We start from the raw sequence: 22,049 nt of genomic DNA on the forward strand, positions 1-22,049 counted from the left end.
CTGGTGGGTGTTGGTAGCACCTGCCAGCCATTCGCTCATGCTTACTGGTCACAAGCGAACCTCGGCCCACTGCTTTAGCGCAAAAGCAGAGTGAGCCTACCAGAGTTACGCTTACTGATCCATGAAAAATACTGTAAAAATAAACAGTGCTGATTTAATCAACGCTGATTGCCTGCATTTTATTCAGTCCCTGCCTGATGACTCCATTGATCTGATTGTTACCGATCCGCCGTACTTCAAAGTGAAGCCCAACGGCTGGGACAATCAGTGGAAAGGGGACGAAGATTACCTGAAGTGGCTGGACCACTGTCTGGCCCAGTTCTGGCGGGTGCTGAAACCTGCCGGAAGCCTTTACCTGTTCTGTGGACATCGCCTGGCATCTGATATCGAGATCATGATGCGTGAACGTTTCAACGTGCTTAACCATATCATCTGGGCGAAGCCGTCCGGACGATGGAACGGGTGTAATAAAGAAAGTCTGCGCGCATATTTTCCCGCCACAGAGCGTGTTCTGTTTGCTGAACATTACCAGGGGCCATATTGCGGCAAAAGTGACGGCTATGCGGCAAAAGAAAGGGAACTCAAACAGCACATAATGGCACCGCTGATTTCGTATTTCAGGGATGCTCGTGCCGAACTGGGTATAACGGCAAAACAGATTGCCGAAGCCACTGGTAAGAAAAATATGGTTTCCCACTGGTTTGGTGCCAGTCAGTGGCAGTTGCCGAATGAGGCTGACTACCGGAAGTTGCAGGCACTGTTTTCCCGTATAGCGGCAGAGAAGTTTCAGGAACAACAACTGGAACAACCACACCACCAGCTGGTGGCATCTTATGATTCACTGAATCGCAAATATTCTGAATTGCTGGATGAGTTTAAAACTCTCCGGCGCTATTTCTCCGTATCAGTTTCCGTGCCTTATACCGACGTCTGGACGCATAAACCCGTTCAGTTCTACCCGGGTAAACATCCGTGTGAGAAGCCTGCGGATATGCTCCGGCAAATAATCAATGCCAGTAGTCGACCAGGCGATCTGGTTGCTGATTTCTTTATGGGATCCGGTTCCACAATAAAAGCAGCAATGGCGCTGGGGCGTCGGGCGTTAGGTGTTGAGCTTGAGTCAGATCGGTTTAACCAGACGGTGAAAGAGGTAAGTGAACTGGTGGGGAAATAATTCTGGTGGCCACGTTGCCTGGCCTTTTTATTTCCAACACAGCACCCGCAAATAATCGCGAGGTGAGAGATGACGAAATGCCTCATAACCCAAATACCTGGCCGGACTGGCTGGAGTTGTTCCAGAGCTGGTGGCGTGGAGATACGCCGCTGGGCGCAGTGATTATGTCGATTGTTATGGCTGGTTTGCGTATTGCCTATTTTGGTGGTGGTGGCGGCTGGAAACGAAAATCACTCGAAATTTTGCTCTGTGGCGCTCTGACGCTGACATTTGCATCCGCGCTTGAGTATGTCGGATGGCCTAAATCGCTTTCTGTTGCCATTGGTGGTGGGGTGGGGCTGATCGGGGTCGATGCAATTCGTGGGGCTGCAATGAGAGTAATCGGTAACAAGTTTGGTGGCTCTAAGGAGTAATTTATGCAGGCACTAAATTCCCAGCGTAAAGCTTTCCTCGATATGGTGGCATGGTCAGAAGGAACGGATAACGGGCGACAACCGACACGTAACCACGGTTATGACGTTATTGTTGGTGGTGAACTGTTTACTGATTACTCCGATCACCCTCACAAACTTGTCACGCTAAACCCGAAACTTAAATCAACAGCTGCCGGACGTTATCAGCTTCTTTCCCGTTGGTGGGATGCTTACCGTAAACAGCTTGGTTTGAAAGACTTCTCCCCCAAAAGCCAGGACGCTGTGGCATTGCAGCAGATTAAAGAGCGTGGCGCTTTACCGATGATTGATCGCGGTGATATCCGTCAGGCAATCGACCGTTGCAGCAATATCTGGGCTTCACTGCCGGGCGCTGGTTACGGTCAGTATGAACATAAAATCGGTGACCTGATTGCCCGATTTAAAGAGGCTGGTGGGGTGGTAAATGAAGTTGAGCTATAAGTTGGTTATCGCTGCTTTCTTCGTTACTGTCATTGGTTCTTTTATCTTTTCAGCGAATCATTACCACAATAAAGCCATTGAATACAAAAAGCAGCGCGACGAAAACGCAATGGCATTAGATTCGGCTATGGCGACGCTCTCTGATATGCAGAAGCGTCAACGTGACGTAGCAGAACTTGACGCCAGATATACAAAGGAGCTTGCTGATGCTAACGCGACTATCGAAAGTCTCCGTGCTGATGTTTCTGCTGGCCGTAAGTGGCTGCGCGTCAAAGCAGTCTGTCCCGACATGCATAAAATCACCGCCGCCTCCGGCGTGGATGATGGCTCCAGCCCCAGACTTACTGACACCGCTCAACGGGATTATTTCGTTCTCAGAGAGCGCATTGAAACCATAACTAACCAATTGAATGGCCTGCAAGAGTATGTGAGATCACAGTGTTCATATTAGAAAAGTCTTACCATAAGATTTTTGTATATGGATGCATTATGTCTCAATACGCGCGCGCTGCTTTAATTGCTTATTATTTGGTTGCTGATAATTCATTATCCCCTCGTGATGCATGGGAGGCTGCAGTCGCTGAGGTTACAGAAAGCGAATCGGCAAGAAAGAAAGGATGCCCAAGGGCAACGTTTCTCGCTCTGACGGATAGCGGTTATCTGAAGAATGTAAAACCACAGCATGGGGAGAGAAAGGTCGGTAAGTTGTACCAAAGGGCAATTGAAGTTGCGAATCTGATTCTTGATTTGCCCGGAATCAGCAAAGCTGAGTTAGTTGATAAAACTTGCTATAAAGACAGGCAAGGGTCTTATGACATTGTTCTGACACTCGCTCAGTACGGATTTCTTCAACGTCCTCAGTAAGATATCAAGTGATTTATGGCCTCGCTTTTAGCGGGGCTTTTTCACATCTGAATTTCACTGCGCACCCCACGCGCACATTATCACCCGAGCCTTTCAGAAAGTTGAGCCTGAGAACTGCCGTATATGGTGGCGACCATCTCGGGGCGGCTTTTCTGTGGGGCAGGCTCAATTTTCTAAAAGGTAATAGCGCTATGAAAGCAATCACGCTTTTTAATACACCGATCCGTGTTGATGAATCAGGAATGATCTGCCTCACTGACATGTGGAAAGCTAGTGGTAAAAGTGAATCTGAATCGCCGTACCACTACCTGCGAAACAAGCAGACCAAAGAGTTCTTGGCTGAGCTGGAGAAAAACCACGAATCTGTGGTTTTTACGGAACGCGGTGTGCACGGTGGAACTTATGGAGGAAAGTTCGTTGCTTATGATTACGCAGCATGGCTAAACCCTGAATTTAAATATGCAGCCTATAAAGTCCTCGATGACTACTTCACCGGAGAGCTTCAGCATCGCAGCAGCTTAAGTGCACAGCTCAATATGAAGTGTCACGAGTTTGATCAGAAGAAAGATATGGCGAGCTTTTGCGGGCAGGGACTGGCTGCTTGGCGTTACACCAAGCCAGTTCTGATGGCTGAAATTAGTAACCTGGCTACCCAGCTGCAGCTCACAATACCCGGGCTGCATTCATAAGCGCTCGAATCAATATGCCTACCACACCACTCGTGTGCGGATGAACAGTGTCAGCTCATGTAAGACAGCAGATGGTTCAACCATATGTGGAAGTGTTCCAATATCCAATTTGCGCAAAGCTTTATTATCATCTTAAGTAAGATATTGATTATCAGATTGATTAAATAATCTTTTTTCATAATCCCTCTTCAATATTCAGTTTTAATGGAGGGAAGAATGCGGAGTTTGTGATTTGCGTTGTAGACAGAGAAGAGTTAAACGAGTCGATTTATCATGCCTGCCTTAATCCCCAGAGCCTGCCGTGTTCGTGGCTGCCGCCATACCACCACAGACCCGTCAGGCTACTGCGAAAGCCACAAAAGCGAAGGCTGGAAGCAATACAAGCCAGGACAATCCCGTCATCAGCGCGGCTACGGTTCGAAGTGGGACAGTATCCGCGCGCGTGTCCTGAAGCGTGACAAAGGCCTGTGTCAGTTATGTCTGCGTTCTGGTGTGGTGCGTGAGGCGAAAACTGTTGACCACATCATCCCTAAAGCGCATGGCGGCACTGATGCTGACAGTAATCTGCAGAGTCTGTGCTGGCCGTGCCATAAGGCGAAGACGGCCCGTGAACGGTTAAAGTGATAATAATTCTCAACTGTCTGAGGGGAGGGGCGGGTCAAATCCCTGTGACCTGACGTCTTCCGGACTGCCCGCCCCATCGTTTTTTTATACCCGCGAAAAATGAAATTTAACCAGGAGTGCCGCATATGGCTGGAACGGCGGGGCGTTCCGGGCGTCGCCCCAAGCCAACGGCGCGCAAGGCGCTGGCCGGAAACCCCGGCAAGCGAGCCCTGAACAAAGATGAACCCGTTTTTACGCCCATCAAAGGTGTTGAGCCACCGGAGTGGTTCGCTGAAGAAGAGCTCCCTCTCGCCACGATCATGTGGCAACTGACAACCAAAGAACTCTGCGGTCAGGGCCTGCTGTGCGTGACTGACCTCGCAGTGCTTGAGCGGTGGTGCGTAGCCTATGAGTTCTGGCGACGTGCCGTGAAAAATATTGCCAGACAGGGCAACACCATCACCGGTGCAATGGGCGGCATGGTCAAAAATCCGGAGCTGACCGCCAAAAAAGAACAGGAGTCCGAGATGAGCAGTACGGGGGCAATGCTCGGACTCGACCCCAGCAGCCGCCAGCGTCTGATTGGCCTGGCGGGGCAGAAGAAAGCCACTAACCCGTTTCTGAAAATTATCGAATCATGAGCCGGAAATCTTACCCCAACGTAAATGCTGCAAATCAGTATGCCCGGGATGTCGTGCGCGGAAAGATTGTTGCCTGCCAGTTTGTGATTCAGGCCTGCCAGCGCCATCTTGATGACCTGATGGCGGAAAAAAGTAAGTCGTTTCGTTACCGCTTCGACAAGGACCTGGCTGAACGGGCCGCCAAATTTATTCAGCTGTTGCCGCACACCAAGGGTGAGTGGGCATTTAAACGGATGCCCATCACGCTGGAGCCGTGGCAGCTATTTGTGATCTGCTGTGCGTTTGGCTGGGTCAATAAAGGCACCCGGTTGCGCCGCTTCCGGGAGGTGTATACCGAAATTCCCCGTAAGAACGGTAAATCGGCAATCTCTGCCGGTGTTGCCCTGTATTGTTTTGCCTGTGATAACGAGTTTGGCGCGGAAGTGTATTCCGGTGCCACGACAGAGAAACAGGCGTGGGAAGTCTTTCGTCCGGCGCGACTGATGTGTAAACGCACACCAATGCTGACGGAAGCGTTCGGGATTGAGGTTAACGCCTCAAACATGAACCGTCCGGAGGATGGCGCGCGGTTTGAACCGCTGATCGGTAACCCCGGTGATGGTTCATCACCCCACTGTGCGGTGGTGGATGAATATCACGAGCACGCCACCGATGCGCTTTACACCACGATGCTTACCGGGATGGGGGCGCGACGTCAGCCACTGATGTGGGCCATCACCACTGCCGGGTACAACATTGAGGGGCCGTGCTACGACAAGCGGCGGGAAGTCATCGAGATGCTCAACGGCTCGGTGCCCAACGATGAACTGTTCGGGATCATCTATACCGTTGATGAAGGTGACGACTGGACCGACCCGCAGGTGCTGGAAAAAGCCAATCCAAATATTGGCGTGTCGGTTTATCGCGAATTTTTGTTAAGTCAGCAGCAGCGTGCGAAAAATAACGCCCGTCTGGCAAACGTCTTTAAAACAAAACACCTCAATATCTGGGTGTCGGCGCGTTCGGCGTATTTCAACCTGGTGAGCTGGCAGAGCTGTGAGGATAAATCACTGACTCTTGAGCAATTCGAGGGGCAGCCGTGCATTCTGGCCTTTGACCTGGCGCGTAAACTGGATATGAACAGCATGGCGCGACTTTATACCCGCGAGATTGACGGTAAAACGCATTACTACAGTGTGGCCCCGCGTTTCTGGGTACCGTATGACACGGTGTACAGCGTCGAGAAAAATGAAGATCGCCGGACAGCCGAACGCTTTCAGAAATGGGTGGAAATGGGCGTCCTGACCGTTACCGATGGTGCTGAGGTGGATTATCGCTACATCCTCGAAGAGGCCAAAGCGGCGAACAAAATCAGCCCGGTCAGCGAGTCACCCATCGACCCCTTCGGGGCGACCGGGCTCTCACATGACCTTGCTGATGAAGACCTGAACCCCATCACTATCATTCAGAACTACACCAACATGTCCGACCCGATGAAAGAGCTGGAAGCGGCAATTGAATCGGGGCGCTTTCATCATGATGGCAATCCCATCATGACCTGGTGTATCGGCAACGTGGTCGGCAAAACCATTCCGGGTAACGATGATGTGGTGAAACCCGTCAAAGAGCAGGCGGAAAACAAAATCGATGGTGCAGTTGCGCTGATTATGGCGGTTGGCAGAGCCATGCTGTACGAGAAAGAAGACACGCTGTCTGATCACATTGAGTCCTACGGGATCCGCTCGCTTTAACTGAGGTAATTATGATCATGCTGATTTTCGCGCCGCTGGTGGGCGTGCTGGGTGCGCTTTTGCTGGCGTATGGTGCCTGGCTGATTTATCCCCCGGCGGGTTTTGTTGTTGCCGGGGTGCTGTGCCTGTTCTGGTCGTGGCTGGTGGCGCGATATCTCGACCGTACACAGCCGTCTGTCGGCGGAGGTAAATAGTGTTCTTTTCGGGATTATTTCAACGAAAAAGTGACGCGCCGGTGACCACGCCAGCAGAGCTGGCGGATGCTATCGGGCTGTCATACGACACCTATACCGGAAAGCAGATCAGCAGCCAGCGGGCCATGCGACTGACGGCGGTTTTTTCCTGCGTCAGGGTGCTGGCAGAGTCGGTCGGGATGTTGCCCTGCAATCTGTATCACCTGAACGGCAGCCTGAAACAGAGAGCCACCGGCGAACGTCTGCATAAGCTGATCTCCACGCATCCCAATGGATATATGACGCCGCAGGAGTTCTGGGAGCTGGTGGTCACCTGTCTGTGCCTGAGGGGAAACTTTTACGCCTACAAAGTGAAAGCATTTGGCGAAGTGGCTGAACTGCTGCCCGTCGATCCTGGCTGTGTGGTACCGAAGCTTAACAGTAGCTGGGAGCCGGTCTATCAGGTCACATTCCCGGACGGCTCCACGGATGTGCTGACCCAGGAGGATATCTGGCATGTGCGCACGCTGACGCTGGACGGCCTGGTGGGACTGAATCCCATCGCCTATGCCCGCGAGGCAATATCGCTGGCGGCAGCGACCGAAGAGCACGGGGCCAGACTGTTCAGCAATGGCGCGGTGACGTCGGGTGTGTTGCGTACAGAGCAGACGCTGTCGGATCAGGCTTATGAGCGCCTGAAGAAAGATTTTGAGGAGCGTCACACCGGGCTTGGCAATGCTCACCGCCCGATGATCCTTGAGATGGGGCTGGACTGGAAGTCGATGGCGTTGAACGCAGAGGACAGCCAGTTCCTGGAAACCCGCAAGTTTCAGCTTGAAGAAATCTGTCGTCTGTTCCGTGTGCCATTGCACATGGTGCAGAACACCGATCGCGCCACCTTCAACAATATCGAAGAGCTGGGGCTCGGATTTATCAACTATTCACTGGTGCCGTATCTGACCCGCATCGAACAGCGGATCAACACCGGACTGGTACGAAAAAGTAAGCAGGGCGTTTATTACGCCAAATTTAACGCCGGGGCGTTACTGCGCGGGGATATGAAGTCCCGTTTTGAAGCCTACGCCACCGGGATCAACTGGGGAATTTACTCTCCCAATGACTGCCGCGACCTGGAAGATATGAATCCGCGTCCCGGTGGTGATGTCTATCTCACACCGATGAACATGACCACGAAACCCTCCGATGGCAGTAAAGCCGGTAAGCAGAAGGATAACGCCAATGCAGACGAAACAACGTCTTGATGTACCGCTGAGTCTGAAATCTGTCAGTGACTCCGGTGAGTTTGAAGGGTATGGCTCCGTCTTTGGTGTAAAAGACAGCCACGATGATGTGGTGATGTCCGGGGCATTTGCTGCTTCCCTGCGGGCGTGGAGTGACAGAAAAGCGTTGCCTGCGCTGCTCTGGCAGCACCGCATGGATGAGCCCATCGGTGTTTACACCGAAATGAAGGAAGACGATGTCGGGCTTTACGTCAGGGGGCGGTTGCTCATTGATGATGATCCCCTGGCAAAACGCGCACATGCACACATGAAGGCCGGTTCGTTAACCGGCCTTTCTATTGGGTACGTCCTGAAGGACTGGGAATATGACCGGACGAAAGAAGCCTTTCTGCTGAAAGAAATCGACCTCTGGGAAGTCAGTCTGGTGACGTTTCCGTCTAACGACGAGGCGCGGATTAGCGACGTCAAGAACGCGCTGGCCCGCGGGGAAATCCCCGAACAGAAAAAAATCGAAAGAGTCCTGCGTGATGTCGGACTCTCCCGTACCCAGGCCAAAGCATTCATGGCCGGGGGCTATGGCGCACTGTCCCTGCGCGACGCTGAGGATGTGGGCTCTGCACTGAATGCACTGAAAAATCTGAACTTCTAATCAGGAGAAATACGATGGCGGTTGATATTAAAGATGTCGAACAGGTCGCGCAGGAGCTGCAGCAGAAGTTTGACGACTTCAAAGCAAAGAACGACAAGCGCGTGGATGCGATTGAGCAGGAAAAAGGCAAACTTGCCGGGCAGGTGGAAACCCTGAACGGGAAACTCAGCGAGCTGGAAAATCTCAAAAGCGATATTGAAAAAGAGCTGCTTGAGCTGAAACGTCCGGCAGGTGGTACGCAAAATAAACTGGCCACCGAGCATAAAGAAGCGTTTGTGGGCTTCCTGCGTAAAGGCCGTGAAGATGGTCTGCGCGATCTGGAGCGCAAGGCATTACAGGTGGGCACCGATGAAGACGGCGGCTATGCCGTGCCGGAAGCACTGGATCGCAACATTCTCACCCTGCTGAAAGATGAAGTGGTGATGCGCCAGGAAGCCACGGTGATCACCGTTGGCGGTTCCGACTACAAAAAACTGGTGAATCTGGGCGGCACGGCTTCCGGATGGGTGGGCGAGACTGACGCGCGCTCCCAGACTGCCACCTCAAAACTGGGACTGATTGAACCTTTCATGGGGGAAATCTACGGTAACCCGCAGGCCACCCAGAAAATGCTGGATGATGCTTTCTTCAACGTGGAGGCCTGGATCAACAGCGAGCTGGCAACCGAATTTGCCGAACAGGAAGAAATTGCCTTTACCTCCGGCGATGGTACCAAGAAGCCAAAAGGGTTCCTGGCGTATGAATCCACCGATGAAACCGATAAGGTCCGGGCGTTCGGCAAACTTCAGCATATTGTATCCGGCGAAGCGACGACGGTGACCGCAGACGCCATTATCAAACTGATTTACACGCTGCGTAAGGCACACCGCACTGGCGCGAAGTTCATGATGAACAACAACAGCCTGTTTGCCATCCGTCTGCTGAAAGACAGCGAGGGTAACTATCTGTGGCGTCCGGGGCTGGAGCTGGGGCAGCCGTCCTCTCTGGCGGGTTACGGTATCGCTGAAAACGAACAGATGCCGGATATCGCCGCTGATGCGAAAGCCATTGCATTTGGCAACTTCAAACGGGGTTACACCATCGTTGACCGTATCGGCACCCGCATTCTGCGCGACCCGTACACCAATAAACCGTTTGTCGGTTTTTATACCACCAAGCGCACCGGCGGGATGCTGGTCGATTCGCAGGCCATCAAACTGCTGAAGATTGCAGCGGCGTAATCACTCAGGGGCGCTGAACCGCGCCCCTGTTCTGAAGGGTGAAGAATCATGATCCTGAAACAAGATCTGAAATGGTCACCGGACGGTATGCGTGTTGAGGTCATTCGGGCCGGTGAGTATGACGACGGGGCGCTTCCTGCCCGGGTGCAGGAGATTGCACTTCAGGCCGGGTTAGCAGAGCGCGGAACCAGTGCAAAAAGCAGTAAAGCGACAAAAGAGAAAAAAGCCACGACCAGTAAAGAGGGCTGAGTATGCTTCTGACAATGGAAGAGATTAAAGCCCAACTCCGGCTGGATGAGGATTTCGATACTGATGACCGCCATCTGCAACTGCTGGCCTGTGCGGCACAAAAGCGGACGGAAACGTATCTGAACCGGAAGCTCTATGCACCGGATGAAACCATTCCGGACAGCGATCCGGACGGGCTGCACCTGCCGGATGATATTCGTCTGGGGATGCTGATGCTTATCAGCCATTTTTACGAAAACCGCTCGTCGGTTACGGAAGTGGAGAAACTCGACATGCCGCAGAGTTTTGGCTGGCTTGTCGGCCCGTACAGGTACTTTCCGCAATGAAAATTCGTCAGGCGCAGACCAGTGCAACCTACATTCTGCCGGACCCCGGCGAACTGAATAAACGCGTCCTGATCCGCCTGCGGGTGGATATGCCCGCGGATAACTTTGGCGTGGAGCCTCAATACCCGGTTACGTTCCGGACATGGGCGAAGGTTATCCAGACCAGTGCCACCACCTGGCAGGAAACCGCGCAGACCGGGGACGCCATCACCCATTACATCACCATTCGTTACCGCCGGGGGATCACCGCTGATTATGAGGTGGTCTGCGGTGACAGTGTGTACCGGGTGAAACGTCAGCGCGATCTGAACGGGGCGCGGCGTTTTCTGCTGCTGGAGTGTACGGAGCTGGGCGAATGTAGGCAGAGTCACGGAGGCAACAATGACGACTTCCTTTTTGCACGTTGATTTTCAGCAGCCCGCGGAGATGCGCTTTAACCGCGCCCGTGTCCGGCGGGCGTTTGTCACGATTGGTCAGCGTCATATGCGTGATGCCCGTCGGCTGGTGATGCGCCGTGCGCGGTCGGCACCGGGTGAAAACCCCGGTTATCAGACCGGACGCCTGGCTCGTTCGATTGGTTACATGGTACCCAGAGCCAGTAAACATCGCCCTGGTTTTATGGCACGTATAGCCCCTAACCAGCGTAATGGAGAGGGAAACCGCCGTATCACCGGTGATTTTTATCCGGCTTTTTTGTTCTATGGCGTGAGGCGAGGGGCAAAGCGTCGTCGCAGCCATCATCGTGGTGCATCCGGTGGCAGCGGCTGGCGACTGGCTCCACGTAATAACTTCATGGTGGAAACGCTTGAAAAGAACCGCAGTTGGACACGCTATTTTCTGGCGCGGGAATTGCGTAAATCACTGAAGCCGGAGCGACGACACAGATGAAACTGACGCCTGTTATTGCTGCACTGCGTGCCCGCTGTCCGTATTTTGAAAACCGGGTCGCAGGCGCGGCCCAGTTCAAAAATCTGCCGGAGGTCGGAAAGCTGAAACTCCCGGCGGCATATGTTGTACCGGGTGATGATTCTCCGGGAGAAAACAAAAGCCAGACCGACTACTGGCAGGAGCTGAAAGAGGGTTTCTCCGTGGTTGTCATACTGAGTAACGGGCGTGATGAGCGCGGTCAGTTTGCCTCGTATGATGTGGTGGACGATGTCCGGCAGATGCTCTTTAAGGCTCTGCTGGGCTGGAACCCGGAGGCGTGCGGTAACCCGATTACCTATGACGGCGGCACGCTGCTGGATCTGAATCGTCATGAGCTGATTTATCAGTTCGATTTTTCGGTCATCAGCGAGCTGACCGAAGACGATACCCGCCAGCAGGATGATCTGAACAGTCTGGATGAACTGCAAACGCTGGCGATTGATGTTGATTATCTCGAGCCCGGTAACGGGCCTGACGGCGATATCGAACATCACACCGAAATAACCCTTCCTTCCTGAGGATCCTCATGTTTGTCAAACCTGTTAAAGGGCGGTCAGTTCCTGACCCTGCCCGCGGCGACCTTTTGCCCGCCGAAGGGCGAAATGTTGACGAGAACAACTACTGGCTGCGCCGTGAAGCAGCGGGTGATATCCGGCGCGTGAATAAAAAGGTGAATACCGATGACGATAAGCTTTAACACCATTCCGTCGAATACGCTGGTTCCGTTGTTTTATGCGGAAATGGATAACTCGGCGGCGAATACTGCACAGGACAGTGGAGCATCGCTGCTGATTGGTCATGCCAATAACGGTGCAGAGATTGTTGCCAACAGTCTGGTACTGATGCCGTCGGCAGACTATGCACGCCAGATTTGTGGTGCGGGAAGTCAGCTGGCGCGTATGGTCGAGGCTTATCGCCAGACTGACCCGTTTGGCGAGCTGTATGTGATTGCCGTTCCTGAATCCACAGGCGCGGCGGCAACGGTTACGCTGACGGTGACCGGGGAAGCAACCGAAAGCGGCACGGTGAATGTCTATGTGGGACGTACCCGCGTGCAGGCTCCGGTGACCAACGGCGATAACGTCACGACGATTGCCAGCAGTATCAAAGATGCCATCAATGCCGTTCCGACTCTGCCGTTTACAGCTTCATCTTCGGCTGGTGTTGTCACGCTGACCGCGCGTCATAAGGGGCTTTGCGGGAATGAAATTCCTGTCAGCCTCAATTACTACGGCTTCGGTGGGGGCGAAGTGCTGCCAGCGGGCGTACAGATTGCCGTGGCGACGGGGACCGCCGGAACGGGCGCTCCGGTTCTCACCGGCGCGGTGGCTGCAATGGCGGATGAGCCGTTTGATTATATCGGTCTGCCGTTCAACGACACGGCCTCCGTTAACACGCTGGTGACCGAGATGAACGATACCAGCGGTCGCTGGAGCTATGCGCGTCAGCTGTATGGTCATGTGTATACGGCAAAGATCGGCACGCTGTCAGAACTGGTGACCGCAGGTGACCAGTTTAACCAGCAGCACATTACCCTGGCGGGGTACGAAAAAGACACCCAGACGCCTGCCGACGAGCTGGCGGCAAGCCGTACCGCCCGCGCAGCGGTGTTTATCCGCAACGATCCGGCACGTCCCACGCAGACCGGTGAGCTGGTGGGTATGCTGCCTGCGCCGAAGGGGAAACGGTTCACGATGACCGAACAACAGACCCTGCTGTCTCATGGCGTGGCAACGGCGTATGTCGAAAGCGGGGTACTGCGCATTCAGCGTGATGTCACCACGTACAGGAAAAACGCTTACGGGGTTGCGGATAACAGCTACCTCGACAGCGAGACGCTGCATACCAGCGCGTATGTACTGCGCAAACTGAAATCCGTCATTACCAGTAAGTACGGGCGTCACAAGCTTGCCAGTGACGGTACCCGCTTTGGTCCCGGTCAGGCGATTGTCACCCCGGCGGTGATCAAAGGGGAACTGCTGGCAACCTACCGTCAGCTCGAGCGTGCGGGGATCGTGGAAAACTACGAACTGTTCAAGCAGTACCTGGTTGTGGAGCGTGATGCCAGCGATCAGAACCGCCTGAACACGCTGTTCCCGCCTGACTATGTTAACCAGTTGCGTGTCTTTGCCGTGGTTAACCAGTTCCGTCTTCAGTATTCAGAGGAGTCTGCATAATGGCCCGTATCGGGGGAACCTGTTATTTCAAAATTGACGGTCAGCAGCTATCGCTGACCGGCGGCATTGAGGTGCCCATGAACAGGACGGTCAATGATGACATCATCGGCCTGGACGGCTCAGTGGACCGCAAGGAAACTCACCGTGCGCCTTATGTCAAAGGGACCTTCAAGGTGCCGAAGAATTTTCCGGTGAACAAAATCACCTCGTCTGATGAGATGACAATCACTGCCGAGCTGGCGAACGGTCAGGTCTATGTACTGTCGTCTGCCTGGCTGCACGGCGAAGCGAACCATAATGCCGAAGAAGGCACGGTTGATCTTGAGTTCCACGGTGAAGAAGGGGATTACCAGTAATGAAAGAGCTTGAGTTAAAGAAACCGATTACCGCTCATGGCGAGACACTCTCCGTACTGGAGTTTGATGAGCCCACCGGGAAAGATGTCCGCGAGCTGGGATATCCCTACCAGATGAATCAGGATGAGTCCGTCAGACTTCTGGCGCATGTGGTGTCGAAATACATCGTGCGGCTGGCGAAAGTGCCGCAAAGCTCTGTCGACCAGATGTCTCCGGCAGACCTGAATGCAGCGGCGTGGCTTGTGGCCGGTTTTTTCCTCCAGGCCTGACGGCTGAATACCTCACTGATCGCTTCTTTGACTGCGCCAGTTACTGGCGCATTAATCCTTTCGAATTGCTGAATATGCCGATCAGTGAAATTCCCTTACTGGTCAGTCAGGCAAACAGGATAGAGCAGGAGAAACGCACACATGGCTGAATTTGAGCTTAAGGCGTTGATCACCGGTGTCGACAGGCTTTCTCCCGCGCTGTCGAAAATGCAAAAGAAAATCCGGGGATTTAAACGCCAGGCGGAAGAAGCGTCACAGGGTGGGCTGGCGCTTGGTGGCGGACTGGCAGCGGGTCTGACGCTTTCCCTGAAATCTTATGCCGATCAGGAAAACGCCGCCACCGGGCTGAAAGTCGCCATGATGGATGCGAACGGCGAGGTTGGAAAGAGCTTTCAGGACATCAATAAACTGGCTATTGGCCTGGGTAACCAGCTACCCGGTACAACGGCTGATTTCCAGAACATGATGCAGATGCTGGTGCGTCAGGGGATCCCGGCAGAAAACATTCTGGGTGGTGTGGGTAAAGCGACAGCTTATCTTGCGGTACAACTGAAAAAAACACCGGAAGCGGCTGCCGAGTTTGCAGCAAAGATGCAGGATGCTACCGGAACGGCCTCAGAAGACATGATGGGGCTGTTCGACACAATTCAGAAGGCGTTTTATCTGGGCGTTGACGACACCAACATGCTGTCCTTCTTCACTAAAACCAGCTCTGTTCTGAAGATGGTGAATAAGGACGGTCTTCAGGCTGCACAGAGTCTTGCCCCCATCAGTGTCATGATGGATCAGATGGGGATGAACGGGGAGTCGGCAGGTAATGCCCTGCGAAAAGTTATCCAGTCCGGATTAAGCGTTAAGAAAATCAGGGACGTCAATAAAATCATGGCCCGCCAGAAACTCGGGGTACAGCTCGATTTTACTGATGGCAAAGGGAGTTTTGGCGGTCTTGATAACATGTTCAGGCAACTGGCAAAGCTGCGAAAACTGACCGACGTTAAGCGAACCGGTGTACTTAAGGCAATATTTGGTGATGATGCCGAAACCCTTCAGGTGGTCAATGCGCTGATCGATAAAGGAAAAGATGGCTACGATCAGATCCAGCAGAAGATGAATAAACAGGCCAGCCTGAATAAACGTGTTCAGGCACAGCTTGGTACGCTGTCCAACCTGTGGGAGGCAATGACAGGGACCGCAACTAACGGCCTTGCGGCTATTGGCGGCGCATTTTCTGGTGACGCTAAAAATATCACGCAATGGCTGGGGGAGTTGGGGGAGAAATTCACGAAGTTTGCGGATGAAAATCCCCGGGTTATTCGCGGTGTCGTCGGGCTTGCTGCCGGTCTTGCGATTCTGAAACTGGGATTGATGGGCGTTGGCGGTGCCATCAGTATTGTCAGCAGGATCATGTCGATGACGCCGATTGGCATGATTGCGACGGCGATAGCCCTGGCTGCAGGATTAATTATCACTAACTGGGATGTTGTCGGACCTTATTTTAAGAAACTCTGGGAAACCATTGGTCCTTATTTTGAAGCTGGCTGGGAACTCCTTAAGAAAGTTTTTGCCTGGTCGCCGCTGGGGATGGTGATCAATAACTGGGGGCCGGTTGTTAAGTGGTTTCAGGATATGTGGGACAAGCTGAAGCCAATTATTGAGTGGTTTACCGACAGTTCCGGTGACACAGTCGATGCCATTAACTCTGCGCAGTGGGGCGCGGGTGCTTATGATGCTTATGGGACGGGAATACCGGCGCGGGGATACATACCTTATCCGGCGGTGGATCCGGCTCAGTCAAACAACGCCTCCGATGCCACAGGCCCGAATCCCTTCATGATTAACAAAGCTTCTGCGCCAAAAGTTGATGGTGAGATCAAGGTATCTTTTGTGAATTCGCCTCCGGGTATGCGGGTTACGGAAACACGTTCCAGTAGCATTGATATTAATCACGATGTTGGGTACACCAGATTTAGGTAAAGACGAACAGGGAGGGCCGCCCCTCCCTGAACTTACTGTGCGAACACGCAATTTCGGCCTGATGGGGAGCCGACAATTCTGGACATTTTTTCGCAAATAACAGCTACCTGTTCTCCTTTTTTAAGAGCAGCAGCTGTTGATTTTTCAGAGTCTTGCATCTCCATTCTTGCTGGCATGAATTCATTTTCAGTTCTGAATTTAATAATTATAGAGTCAGTAAAGTCCTTATCAATGGATTGTACGATACCTCTAACGGCGATTAATTTACCTTTTAACTGTTCATCGGTAGCGACTTCATTTTCTTCATACTCTTTAAACAGCTGTCGAGCAGTAGTGTTGTAGATTTCTTTTTGCGGTGCCGCAGCTTCCGTATCGGATGAGTATGAAGAATTAGAGCCTTTATCGTTATTGCCTGCAAAATATCCAATAATCACCAACCCGATGAAAATATATAAAATCCATTTTAATAATTTCTTCATGTTATCACCTTAATGCTAATAATTTATATGGTTACAAATGGTAATGGCTACCACTACAAATTATGGCATTACCAGTAAATATTACTACTGATAATAAATATGGGACTTATATGACGTGGAAAGACAGACTTCAGGACGCGTCATTTCGCGGTGTGTCGTTTAAGGTTGAAGAAGAAAGTGCGGGAACCGGCCGTCGTGTGGAAACACACGAATACCCGAACCGCGACAAACCCTATACCGAAGACCTGGGAAAAATCACTTTCCGCCCGTCCATCACGGCTTATGTGGTGGGCGATGACTGCTTTGACCAGCGCGATCGCCTGATTGACGCGCTGAATAAACCCGGTCCCGGCACGCTTGTCCATCCGACATACGGTGAGCTGAAAGTCTGTGTTGACGGGGAGGTTCGGGTCAGCACATCGAAGAGTGAAGGGCGTATTGTCCGCTTTGACCTGAAGTTTGTCGAAGCGGGAGAACTCTCTTACCCCACATCAGGTGCGGCGACGGCGCAGACGCTGATGTCATCCTGTTCTGCACTGGATGACTGCATCAGTGACAGTTTCAGTGGTTTCAGTATCGATGGCGTGGCAGATTTTGTGCAGAACGACGTCGTCGGTAATGCCGGCACAATGCTGGAGTATGTTTCTGATGCGATGAAAGTGGTGGATTCTGCCGTATCGGATGCCGCCAGGCTGTTGCAGGGGGATATCTCGGTACTTCTGCCGCCGCCATCGTCAGGCAAAAATTTCGTTGAGCAGGTGCAGAAAATGTGGCGTACCGGGAAACGTCTTTATGGTAACGCCAGCGACCTGGTCACCATGATCAAAACGCTTTCCGGTGTCAGCCTCGGCAGCGATCTGCAACCGCGCGGCGTCTGGAAAACGGACAGTAAAACCACCGCTACGGCGACGCAGCAGCGTAACGTGGTTGCCAGCACCCTTCGTACGACCGCAATCAGCGAAGCGGCGTATGCCGTCACCCGATTGCCTGCGCCAACAACTTCCGCGGTGATGCAGAATGCCGCAGTGGGGCAGGCAACAACAGCTGCGCAGAGCACCGGCTGGCCTTCCGTCACGCATCCGGCACTGAACAATGCACCGGCGGTGAAAAACACGGTTGATCTGCCGACGTGGGAAGAACTGACTGACATTCGCGACACACTGAATACGGCAATTGATAAGGAGTTGTCCCGTACAACCAGTGATGCGCTGTTTCTGGCGCTGCGCCGGGTGAAAGCAGATCTGAATGCGGATATCAACACGCGCCTTGAACAGTCTGCACGGATCATTCAGCGCACGCCGGATGAGGTTTTACCCGCGCTGGTGCTGGCGGCGACCTGGTTTGATAACGCGGCGCGTGACGCGGACATTATCCGGCGTAATGCCATTACGCATCCCGGCTTTGTGCCGGTGATCCCTCTGAAGGTGCCAGTGCAATGAACGATAACGTCACGCTACGGGTAAATGGCCGGGAGTGGAATGGCTGGACATCGGTGCGCATCGGTGCCGGTGTTGAACGACTGGCGCGGGATTTCAGTGTGGAGATCACCCGCCAGTGGCCGGGAGATGAGGGTATCACCACGCTTCAGCCGCGCATTAAAAACGGTTCAAAAGTGGAGGTGCTGATTGGTGATGAGCTGGTGATCACCGGCTGGGTGGAGGCGACGCCCGTTCGTTACGATGCCCGTTCGGTCAGCACCGGTATTGCCGGACGCAGTCTGACCGCTGACCTGATTGACTGTGCAGCCGAACCGACACAGTTTAACGGACGATCGCTGGTACAGATTGCGCAGGCGCTTGCTGCGCCTTTCGGCATTGAGGTGGTGAACAGCGGTGCGCCGTCGGGTGTTATTCCTGAAGTCCAGCCTGATCACGGTGAAACGGTGATTGAGGTAATCAACAAAATACTCGGTCAGCAGCAGGCGCTGGCTTATGACGACCCGCACGGCAGGCTGGTGATTGGCGGTATTGGCTCAACGCGGGCACATACCGCGCTGGTACTTGGGGAAAACATCCTTTCCTGTGATACGGAGAAGAGTATCCGGGAGCGGTTTTCAGTTTACCAGGTGGCGGGGCAGCGTGCCGGAAACGACGATGATTTCGGTGAGGCCACCACCACCGCGCTGCGGGCCCGCACAGAGGACGCATTTATTGCCCGTTACCGTCCGATGTATATCAGGCAGACAGGGCAGGCCACGGGGGCAGGCTGTATTGCGCGTGCTGACTTTGAAGCCCGACAACGGGCGGCGCGGACGGATGAAACCACCTATGTGGTGCAGGGCTGGCGACAGGGTAACGGTACGCTGTGGCAGCCCAACCAGCGGGTGATTGTCTTCGATCCGGTCTGTGGTTTCGACAATACCGAACTGCTTGTCTCGGAAGTCACGTTTACTCAGGACCAGAACGGCACCCTGACGGAAATCCGTGTCGGCCCACCTGATGCTTATCTGCCTGAACCCGAAGCCCCCGGCGCGCGGAAAAAGAAAAAAGCCAGAGTACAGGAGGACCCGTTCTGATGAGGACGATTGAAGCCATGCAGCGACAACTCCTCGGCCTGATTGGGCGGGCAGTGGTGAAAAGCATCAGTGCCGCCACGAAATGTCAGACCGTGGATGTGTCCCTGATTGCCGGTGAACCTAAAGCCGGGGTTGAACATCTTGAACCCTACGGTTTTACCGCAAGGGCAAACAGCGGTGCGGAAGCAGTGGTGTTGTTTCCGGATGGTGACCGTTCTCATGCGGTGGTTGTTACGGTGTCGGACCGGCGCTACCGCCTGAAAGGGCTGCAGACGGGTGAGGTGGCGGTCTATGACGATCAGGGGCAGTCCGTGACGCTGACCCGGGAGGGGATCGTGGTGGACGGTGCAGGTAAAACGATCACGTTTCGCAATGCACCTGAAGCACGTTTTGAAATGGACCTGGAAGTGACAGGACAGGTGAAAGACCTGTGCGACTCCGGCGGCACCACCATGTCAGCGATGCGGCTTGCCTATAACGGCCATCGTCACAGAGAGAACGGTCAGGGCAGTAACACCGATAAACCTGATAAAGCGATGGAGGCATGATGGAACTGTGGCTGACGGTGAACGGTAAACGCACCTGCGCCAGCGCACCGCTGGATCCGCTGACCCGCGCCGTGGTGATTTCCCTGTTTACCTGGCGGCGGGCGGAGCCTGATGACAACGCCGACGTCCCGATGGGATGGTGGGGGGATTCCTGGCCTGCGGTACAGAATGACCGTTACGGCTCCCGACTGTGGCTGCTTCAGCGCAGCAAACTGACCAATCAGCTGGTGCAGACGGTAAGGGGATATATCCGCGAATGCCTGCAATGGATGATTGATGACGGCGTGGTGTCCCGTATTGATCTGGATATCCGCCGCACCGGGATTAATGAGCTGGGTAACAGTATCACCCTCTGGCGTCGTGACGGACCGGTAATGATTTCTTTTGATGATCTGTGGAGTGCGATAACGCATGGCGGACAGTGAATTTCAGCGCCCGACGCTGGCAGAAAATATCAGTATGCTCCGTAACGATTTATTCGCCAGGCTGGACGTCAGCGACACGCTCCGGCGCATGGATGAAGACGTGCGGGCAAAGGTGTATGCGGCGGCGCTGCATACGGTTTACGGGTACATCGATTATCTGGCAATGAACATGCTGCCTGACCTGTGCGATGAGTTCTGGCTGGCGCGACATGCTGCGATGAAACGGTGTCCGCGCAAGGGTGCCACAGCTGCCAGCGGGTATATGCGCTGGGAAGGCGTCAGCGATGGCCTGAAGGTGACCGCCGGGAGTGTTATTCAGCGCGATGACCTGGTTCAGTACACGGCAACTGCCGATGCAACCAGCTCCGGTGGTGTCCTGCGCGTGCCGATCGCCTGCTCAAGTGCAGGCGCGGTCGGTAACGCTGACGACGGTACGTCATTAATCCTGGTCACGCCGGTGAATGGTCTGCCGTCTTCCGGCGTGGCAGATACCCTGACAGGTGGATTTGATACTGAAGAGCTGGAAACGTGGCGCGCCCGCGTCATTGAGCGGTATTACTGGACACCTCAGGGCGGGGCTGACGGGGACTATGTCGTCTGGGCTAAAGAAGTGCCCGGCATTACCCGCGCATGGACATACCGTCACTGGATGGGAACGGGAACTGTCGGTGTGATGATTGCCAGCAGTGACCTGATTAATCCCATTCCGGAAGAATCAACGGAAACGGCAGCAAGACAACATATCGGGCCACTGGCCCCGGTGGCAGGCTCTGATTTGTATGTATTCAGGCCGGTGGCACATACGGTGGATTTTCATATCCGCGTGACGCCGGACACACCAGAAATACGAGCCGCCATTACTGCGGAGTTGCGTTCGTTCCTGCTGCGTGATGGTTATCCGCAGGGAGAACTGAAGGTGTCGCGTATCAGTGAAGCGATTTCCGGTGCGAACGGGGAATACAGCCATCAGTTGCTTGCACCGGCGGACAATATCTCCATTGCAAAAAATGAACTGGCGGTTCTGGGGACGATTTCATGGACGTGACAAACGATGATTACATCCGTCTGTTGTCGGCACTGTTGCCCCCCGGTCCGGTGTGGTCAGCCAACGATCCGGCGATTGCCGGTGCGGCACCGTCATTAACCCGCGTTCATCAGCGTGCGGATGCCCTGATGCGGGAGCTGGACCCGCGCACTACCACTGAACTGATAAACCGCTGGGAGCGTCTGTGCGGTCTGCCGGATGAATGTATTCCCGCAGGGACACAGACCCTTCGCCAGCGTCAGCAACGGCTGGATGCGAAGGTTAACCTGGCAGGCGGCATCAATGAGGATTTTTACCTTGCACAGCTTGCTGCCCTGGGCAGACCAGACGCCACCATCACGCGATACGATAAAAGCACCTTCACATGCTCATCGGCCTGCACTGACGCGGTGAATGCGCCGGAATGGCGGTATTACTGGCAGGTCAACATGCCAGCCGCCACCAACACCACCTGGATGACATGTGGCGATCCCTGTGATTCCGCACTGCGTATCTGGGGCGACACCGTTGTCGAGTGTGTGCTTAACAAACTCTGCCCGTCGCATACCTACGTAATTTTTAAATATCCGGAGTAATCCATGCATCGTATAGACACGAAAACCGCGCAGAAGGATAAGTTCGGCGCGGGTAAGAACGGTTTTACCCGTGGTAACCCCCAGACCGGCACGCCTGCCACCGATCTGGATGATGACTACTTTGACATGTTGCAGGAGGAGCTTTGCAGCGTGGTGGAGGCATCCGGTGCCAGCCTGGAGAAGGGGCGAAACGACCAGTTGCTTACCGCGCTTCGTGCGTTGCTGTTAAGCCGCAAGAATCCGTTTGGCGATATCAAATCGGATGGCACTGTGCAAACGGCTCTCGAAAACCTTGGTTTGGGAGAAG

Annotated in this window: 30 protein-coding genes and 1 pseudogene; 30 read left to right on the plus strand and 1 reads right to left on the minus strand. The window is 53.8% G+C overall.

All coding sequences use genetic code 11. The features are described 5' to 3' along the window. Positions 1-121: 121 nt before the first annotated feature. From FEK42_RS21920 to FEK42_RS22035, 23 genes are all read left to right on the plus strand, one after another. Positions 122-1,174: a site-specific DNA-methyltransferase gene (locus FEK42_RS21920; RefSeq protein WP_094323788.1), complete on the plus strand. Its 1,053-nt coding sequence runs from the start codon at positions 122-124 to the stop codon at positions 1,172-1,174. 77 nt (positions 1,175-1,251) lie between these two features. After that, the gene (locus FEK42_RS21925) at positions 1,252-1,587 is read left to right on the plus strand and encodes a phage holin, lambda family (protein ID WP_094323787.1); all 336 of its coding nucleotides are present in this window, start codon (positions 1,252-1,254) and stop codon (positions 1,585-1,587) included. Between the two features lie 3 nt (positions 1,588-1,590). Continuing rightward, the gene (locus tag FEK42_RS21930; protein WP_094323786.1) at positions 1,591-2,067 is read left to right on the plus strand and encodes a glycoside hydrolase family protein; all 477 of its coding nucleotides are present in this window, start codon (positions 1,591-1,593) and stop codon (positions 2,065-2,067) included. Beyond that, positions 2,051-2,518, plus strand: a complete 468-nt coding sequence (locus FEK42_RS21935; RefSeq protein WP_021543212.1) for a lysis protein — start codon at positions 2,051-2,053, stop codon at positions 2,516-2,518. Before FEK42_RS21930 ends, FEK42_RS21935 begins: the two co-directional genes overlap by 17 nt. A 38-nt stretch (positions 2,519-2,556) precedes the next feature. Then, positions 2,557-2,931, plus strand: coding sequence for a hypothetical protein (locus tag FEK42_RS21940; RefSeq protein WP_021543213.1), 375 nt, complete (start codon positions 2,557-2,559; stop codon positions 2,929-2,931). A 191-nt stretch (positions 2,932-3,122) separates the two neighbouring features. Next, positions 3,123-3,620, plus strand: coding sequence for a KilA-N domain-containing protein (locus FEK42_RS21945; RefSeq protein WP_021543214.1), 498 nt, complete (start codon positions 3,123-3,125; stop codon positions 3,618-3,620). A 273-nt stretch (positions 3,621-3,893) separates the two neighbouring features. Then, positions 3,894-4,244 carry an HNH endonuclease signature motif containing protein gene (locus tag FEK42_RS21950; protein ID WP_135491990.1) on the plus strand — a complete coding sequence of 117 codons (351 nt, stop codon included), beginning with the start codon at positions 3,894-3,896 and terminating at the stop codon, positions 4,242-4,244. A 125-nt stretch (positions 4,245-4,369) separates the two neighbouring features. After that, complete coding sequence (locus tag FEK42_RS21955; protein WP_000929184.1) at positions 4,370-4,864, plus strand: phage terminase small subunit P27 family; 495 nt, start codon at positions 4,370-4,372, stop codon at positions 4,862-4,864. After that, positions 4,861-6,594, plus strand: coding sequence for a terminase large subunit (locus FEK42_RS21960; RefSeq protein ID WP_000088159.1), 1,734 nt, complete (start codon positions 4,861-4,863; stop codon positions 6,592-6,594). Before FEK42_RS21955 ends, FEK42_RS21960 begins: the two co-directional genes overlap by 4 nt. A gap of 11 nt (positions 6,595-6,605) precedes the next feature. After that, positions 6,606-6,788: a protein YmfR gene (gene ymfR / locus FEK42_RS21965; RefSeq protein ID WP_135491992.1), complete on the plus strand. Its 183-nt coding sequence runs from the start codon at positions 6,606-6,608 to the stop codon at positions 6,786-6,788. Beyond that, positions 6,788-8,029: a phage portal protein gene (locus tag FEK42_RS21970; RefSeq protein ID WP_001393070.1), complete on the plus strand. Its 1,242-nt coding sequence runs from the start codon at positions 6,788-6,790 to the stop codon at positions 8,027-8,029. The genes ymfR and FEK42_RS21970 overlap by 1 nt, the downstream gene beginning before the upstream one ends. Continuing rightward, positions 8,007-8,657, plus strand: coding sequence for an HK97 family phage prohead protease (locus FEK42_RS21975; RefSeq protein ID WP_001193633.1), 651 nt, complete (start codon positions 8,007-8,009; stop codon positions 8,655-8,657). Before FEK42_RS21970 ends, FEK42_RS21975 begins: the two co-directional genes overlap by 23 nt. A gap of 14 nt (positions 8,658-8,671) precedes the next feature. After that, positions 8,672-9,877, plus strand: a complete 1,206-nt coding sequence (locus FEK42_RS21980) for a phage major capsid protein (RefSeq protein WP_135491993.1) — start codon at positions 8,672-8,674, stop codon at positions 9,875-9,877. 48 nt (positions 9,878-9,925) lie between these two features. Then, on the plus strand, positions 9,926-10,126 hold the full coding sequence (locus FEK42_RS21985) for a hypothetical protein (RefSeq protein ID WP_000601365.1): 201 nt from the start codon (positions 9,926-9,928) through the stop codon (positions 10,124-10,126). 2 nt (positions 10,127-10,128) lie between these two features. Next, a complete protein-coding gene (locus FEK42_RS21990) occupies positions 10,129-10,452 on the plus strand; it encodes a head-tail connector protein (RefSeq protein ID WP_000927719.1) in 324 nt (107 codons plus the stop codon). Continuing rightward, positions 10,449-10,859 carry a phage head closure protein gene (locus tag FEK42_RS21995; RefSeq protein WP_000702388.1) on the plus strand — a complete coding sequence of 137 codons (411 nt, stop codon included), beginning with the start codon at positions 10,449-10,451 and terminating at the stop codon, positions 10,857-10,859. The genes FEK42_RS21990 and FEK42_RS21995 overlap by 4 nt, the downstream gene beginning before the upstream one ends. Beyond that, the gene (locus FEK42_RS22000) at positions 10,834-11,340 is read left to right on the plus strand and encodes a hypothetical protein (protein ID WP_000213502.1); all 507 of its coding nucleotides are present in this window, start codon (positions 10,834-10,836) and stop codon (positions 11,338-11,340) included. The genes FEK42_RS21995 and FEK42_RS22000 overlap by 26 nt, the downstream gene beginning before the upstream one ends. Further along, positions 11,337-11,897, plus strand: coding sequence for a hypothetical protein (locus FEK42_RS22005; RefSeq protein WP_000779279.1), 561 nt, complete (start codon positions 11,337-11,339; stop codon positions 11,895-11,897). The genes FEK42_RS22000 and FEK42_RS22005 overlap by 4 nt, the downstream gene beginning before the upstream one ends. Before the next feature lie 8 nt (positions 11,898-11,905). Next, positions 11,906-12,076, plus strand: coding sequence for a DUF2635 domain-containing protein (locus tag FEK42_RS22010; RefSeq protein ID WP_000497751.1), 171 nt, complete (start codon positions 11,906-11,908; stop codon positions 12,074-12,076). Next, positions 12,060-13,556 (plus strand): phage tail sheath subtilisin-like domain-containing protein, encoded by a 1,497-nt coding sequence (locus tag FEK42_RS22015; protein WP_135491994.1) that lies wholly within the window; start codon positions 12,060-12,062, stop codon positions 13,554-13,556. Before FEK42_RS22010 ends, FEK42_RS22015 begins: the two co-directional genes overlap by 17 nt. After that, positions 13,556-13,912, plus strand: a complete 357-nt coding sequence (locus tag FEK42_RS22020; protein ID WP_000090997.1) for a phage tail tube protein — start codon at positions 13,556-13,558, stop codon at positions 13,910-13,912. The genes FEK42_RS22015 and FEK42_RS22020 overlap by 1 nt, the downstream gene beginning before the upstream one ends. Next, on the plus strand, positions 13,912-14,181 hold the full coding sequence (locus FEK42_RS22025) for a phage tail assembly protein (RefSeq protein WP_000661054.1): 270 nt from the start codon (positions 13,912-13,914) through the stop codon (positions 14,179-14,181). Before FEK42_RS22020 ends, FEK42_RS22025 begins: the two co-directional genes overlap by 1 nt. A gap of 141 nt (positions 14,182-14,322) precedes the next feature. Further along, entirely contained in the window at positions 14,323-16,155 is a 1,833-nt protein-coding gene (locus FEK42_RS22035) for a phage tail tape measure protein (RefSeq protein ID WP_135491995.1), read from the plus strand. A gap of 32 nt (positions 16,156-16,187) precedes the next feature. Here FEK42_RS22035 and FEK42_RS22040 read toward each other — a convergent pair whose 3' ends face one another. After that, entirely contained in the window at positions 16,188-16,634 is a 447-nt protein-coding gene (locus FEK42_RS22040; RefSeq protein WP_135491996.1) for a hypothetical protein, read from the minus strand. 110 nt (positions 16,635-16,744) lie between these two features. Between FEK42_RS22040 and FEK42_RS22045 the strand changes: the two genes are divergently transcribed. The 7 genes and pseudogenes from FEK42_RS22045 to stfP form a co-directional block, all read left to right on the plus strand. Further along, positions 16,745-18,073, plus strand: a complete 1,329-nt coding sequence (locus FEK42_RS22045) for a DNA circularization N-terminal domain-containing protein (protein ID WP_135491997.1) — start codon at positions 16,745-16,747, stop codon at positions 18,071-18,073. After that, positions 18,070-19,149, plus strand: a complete 1,080-nt coding sequence (locus tag FEK42_RS22050) for a phage baseplate assembly protein (RefSeq protein ID WP_135491998.1) — start codon at positions 18,070-18,072, stop codon at positions 19,147-19,149. The genes FEK42_RS22045 and FEK42_RS22050 overlap by 4 nt, the downstream gene beginning before the upstream one ends. Then, complete coding sequence (locus FEK42_RS22055; protein WP_001259079.1) at positions 19,149-19,697, plus strand: phage baseplate assembly protein V; 549 nt, start codon at positions 19,149-19,151, stop codon at positions 19,695-19,697. Before FEK42_RS22050 ends, FEK42_RS22055 begins: the two co-directional genes overlap by 1 nt. Beyond that, positions 19,697-20,122, plus strand: coding sequence for a phage GP46 family protein (locus FEK42_RS22060; protein ID WP_123060181.1), 426 nt, complete (start codon positions 19,697-19,699; stop codon positions 20,120-20,122). The genes FEK42_RS22055 and FEK42_RS22060 overlap by 1 nt, the downstream gene beginning before the upstream one ends. Then, the gene (locus tag FEK42_RS22065; protein ID WP_135491999.1) at positions 20,109-21,167 is read left to right on the plus strand and encodes a baseplate J/gp47 family protein; all 1,059 of its coding nucleotides are present in this window, start codon (positions 20,109-20,111) and stop codon (positions 21,165-21,167) included. The genes FEK42_RS22060 and FEK42_RS22065 overlap by 14 nt, the downstream gene beginning before the upstream one ends. After that, positions 21,158-21,742, plus strand: a complete 585-nt coding sequence (locus FEK42_RS22070; protein ID WP_135492000.1) for a YmfQ family protein — start codon at positions 21,158-21,160, stop codon at positions 21,740-21,742. Before FEK42_RS22065 ends, FEK42_RS22070 begins: the two co-directional genes overlap by 10 nt. Positions 21,743-21,745: 3 nt before the next feature. Next, positions 21,746-22,049, plus strand: a pseudogene (stfP, locus tag FEK42_RS22075) (protein StfP); the annotation flags it as partial.

The sequence above is a fragment of the Escherichia sp. E2748 genome, from assembly GCF_005781125.1.
Lineage (GTDB): Bacteria > Pseudomonadota > Gammaproteobacteria > Enterobacterales > Enterobacteriaceae > Escherichia.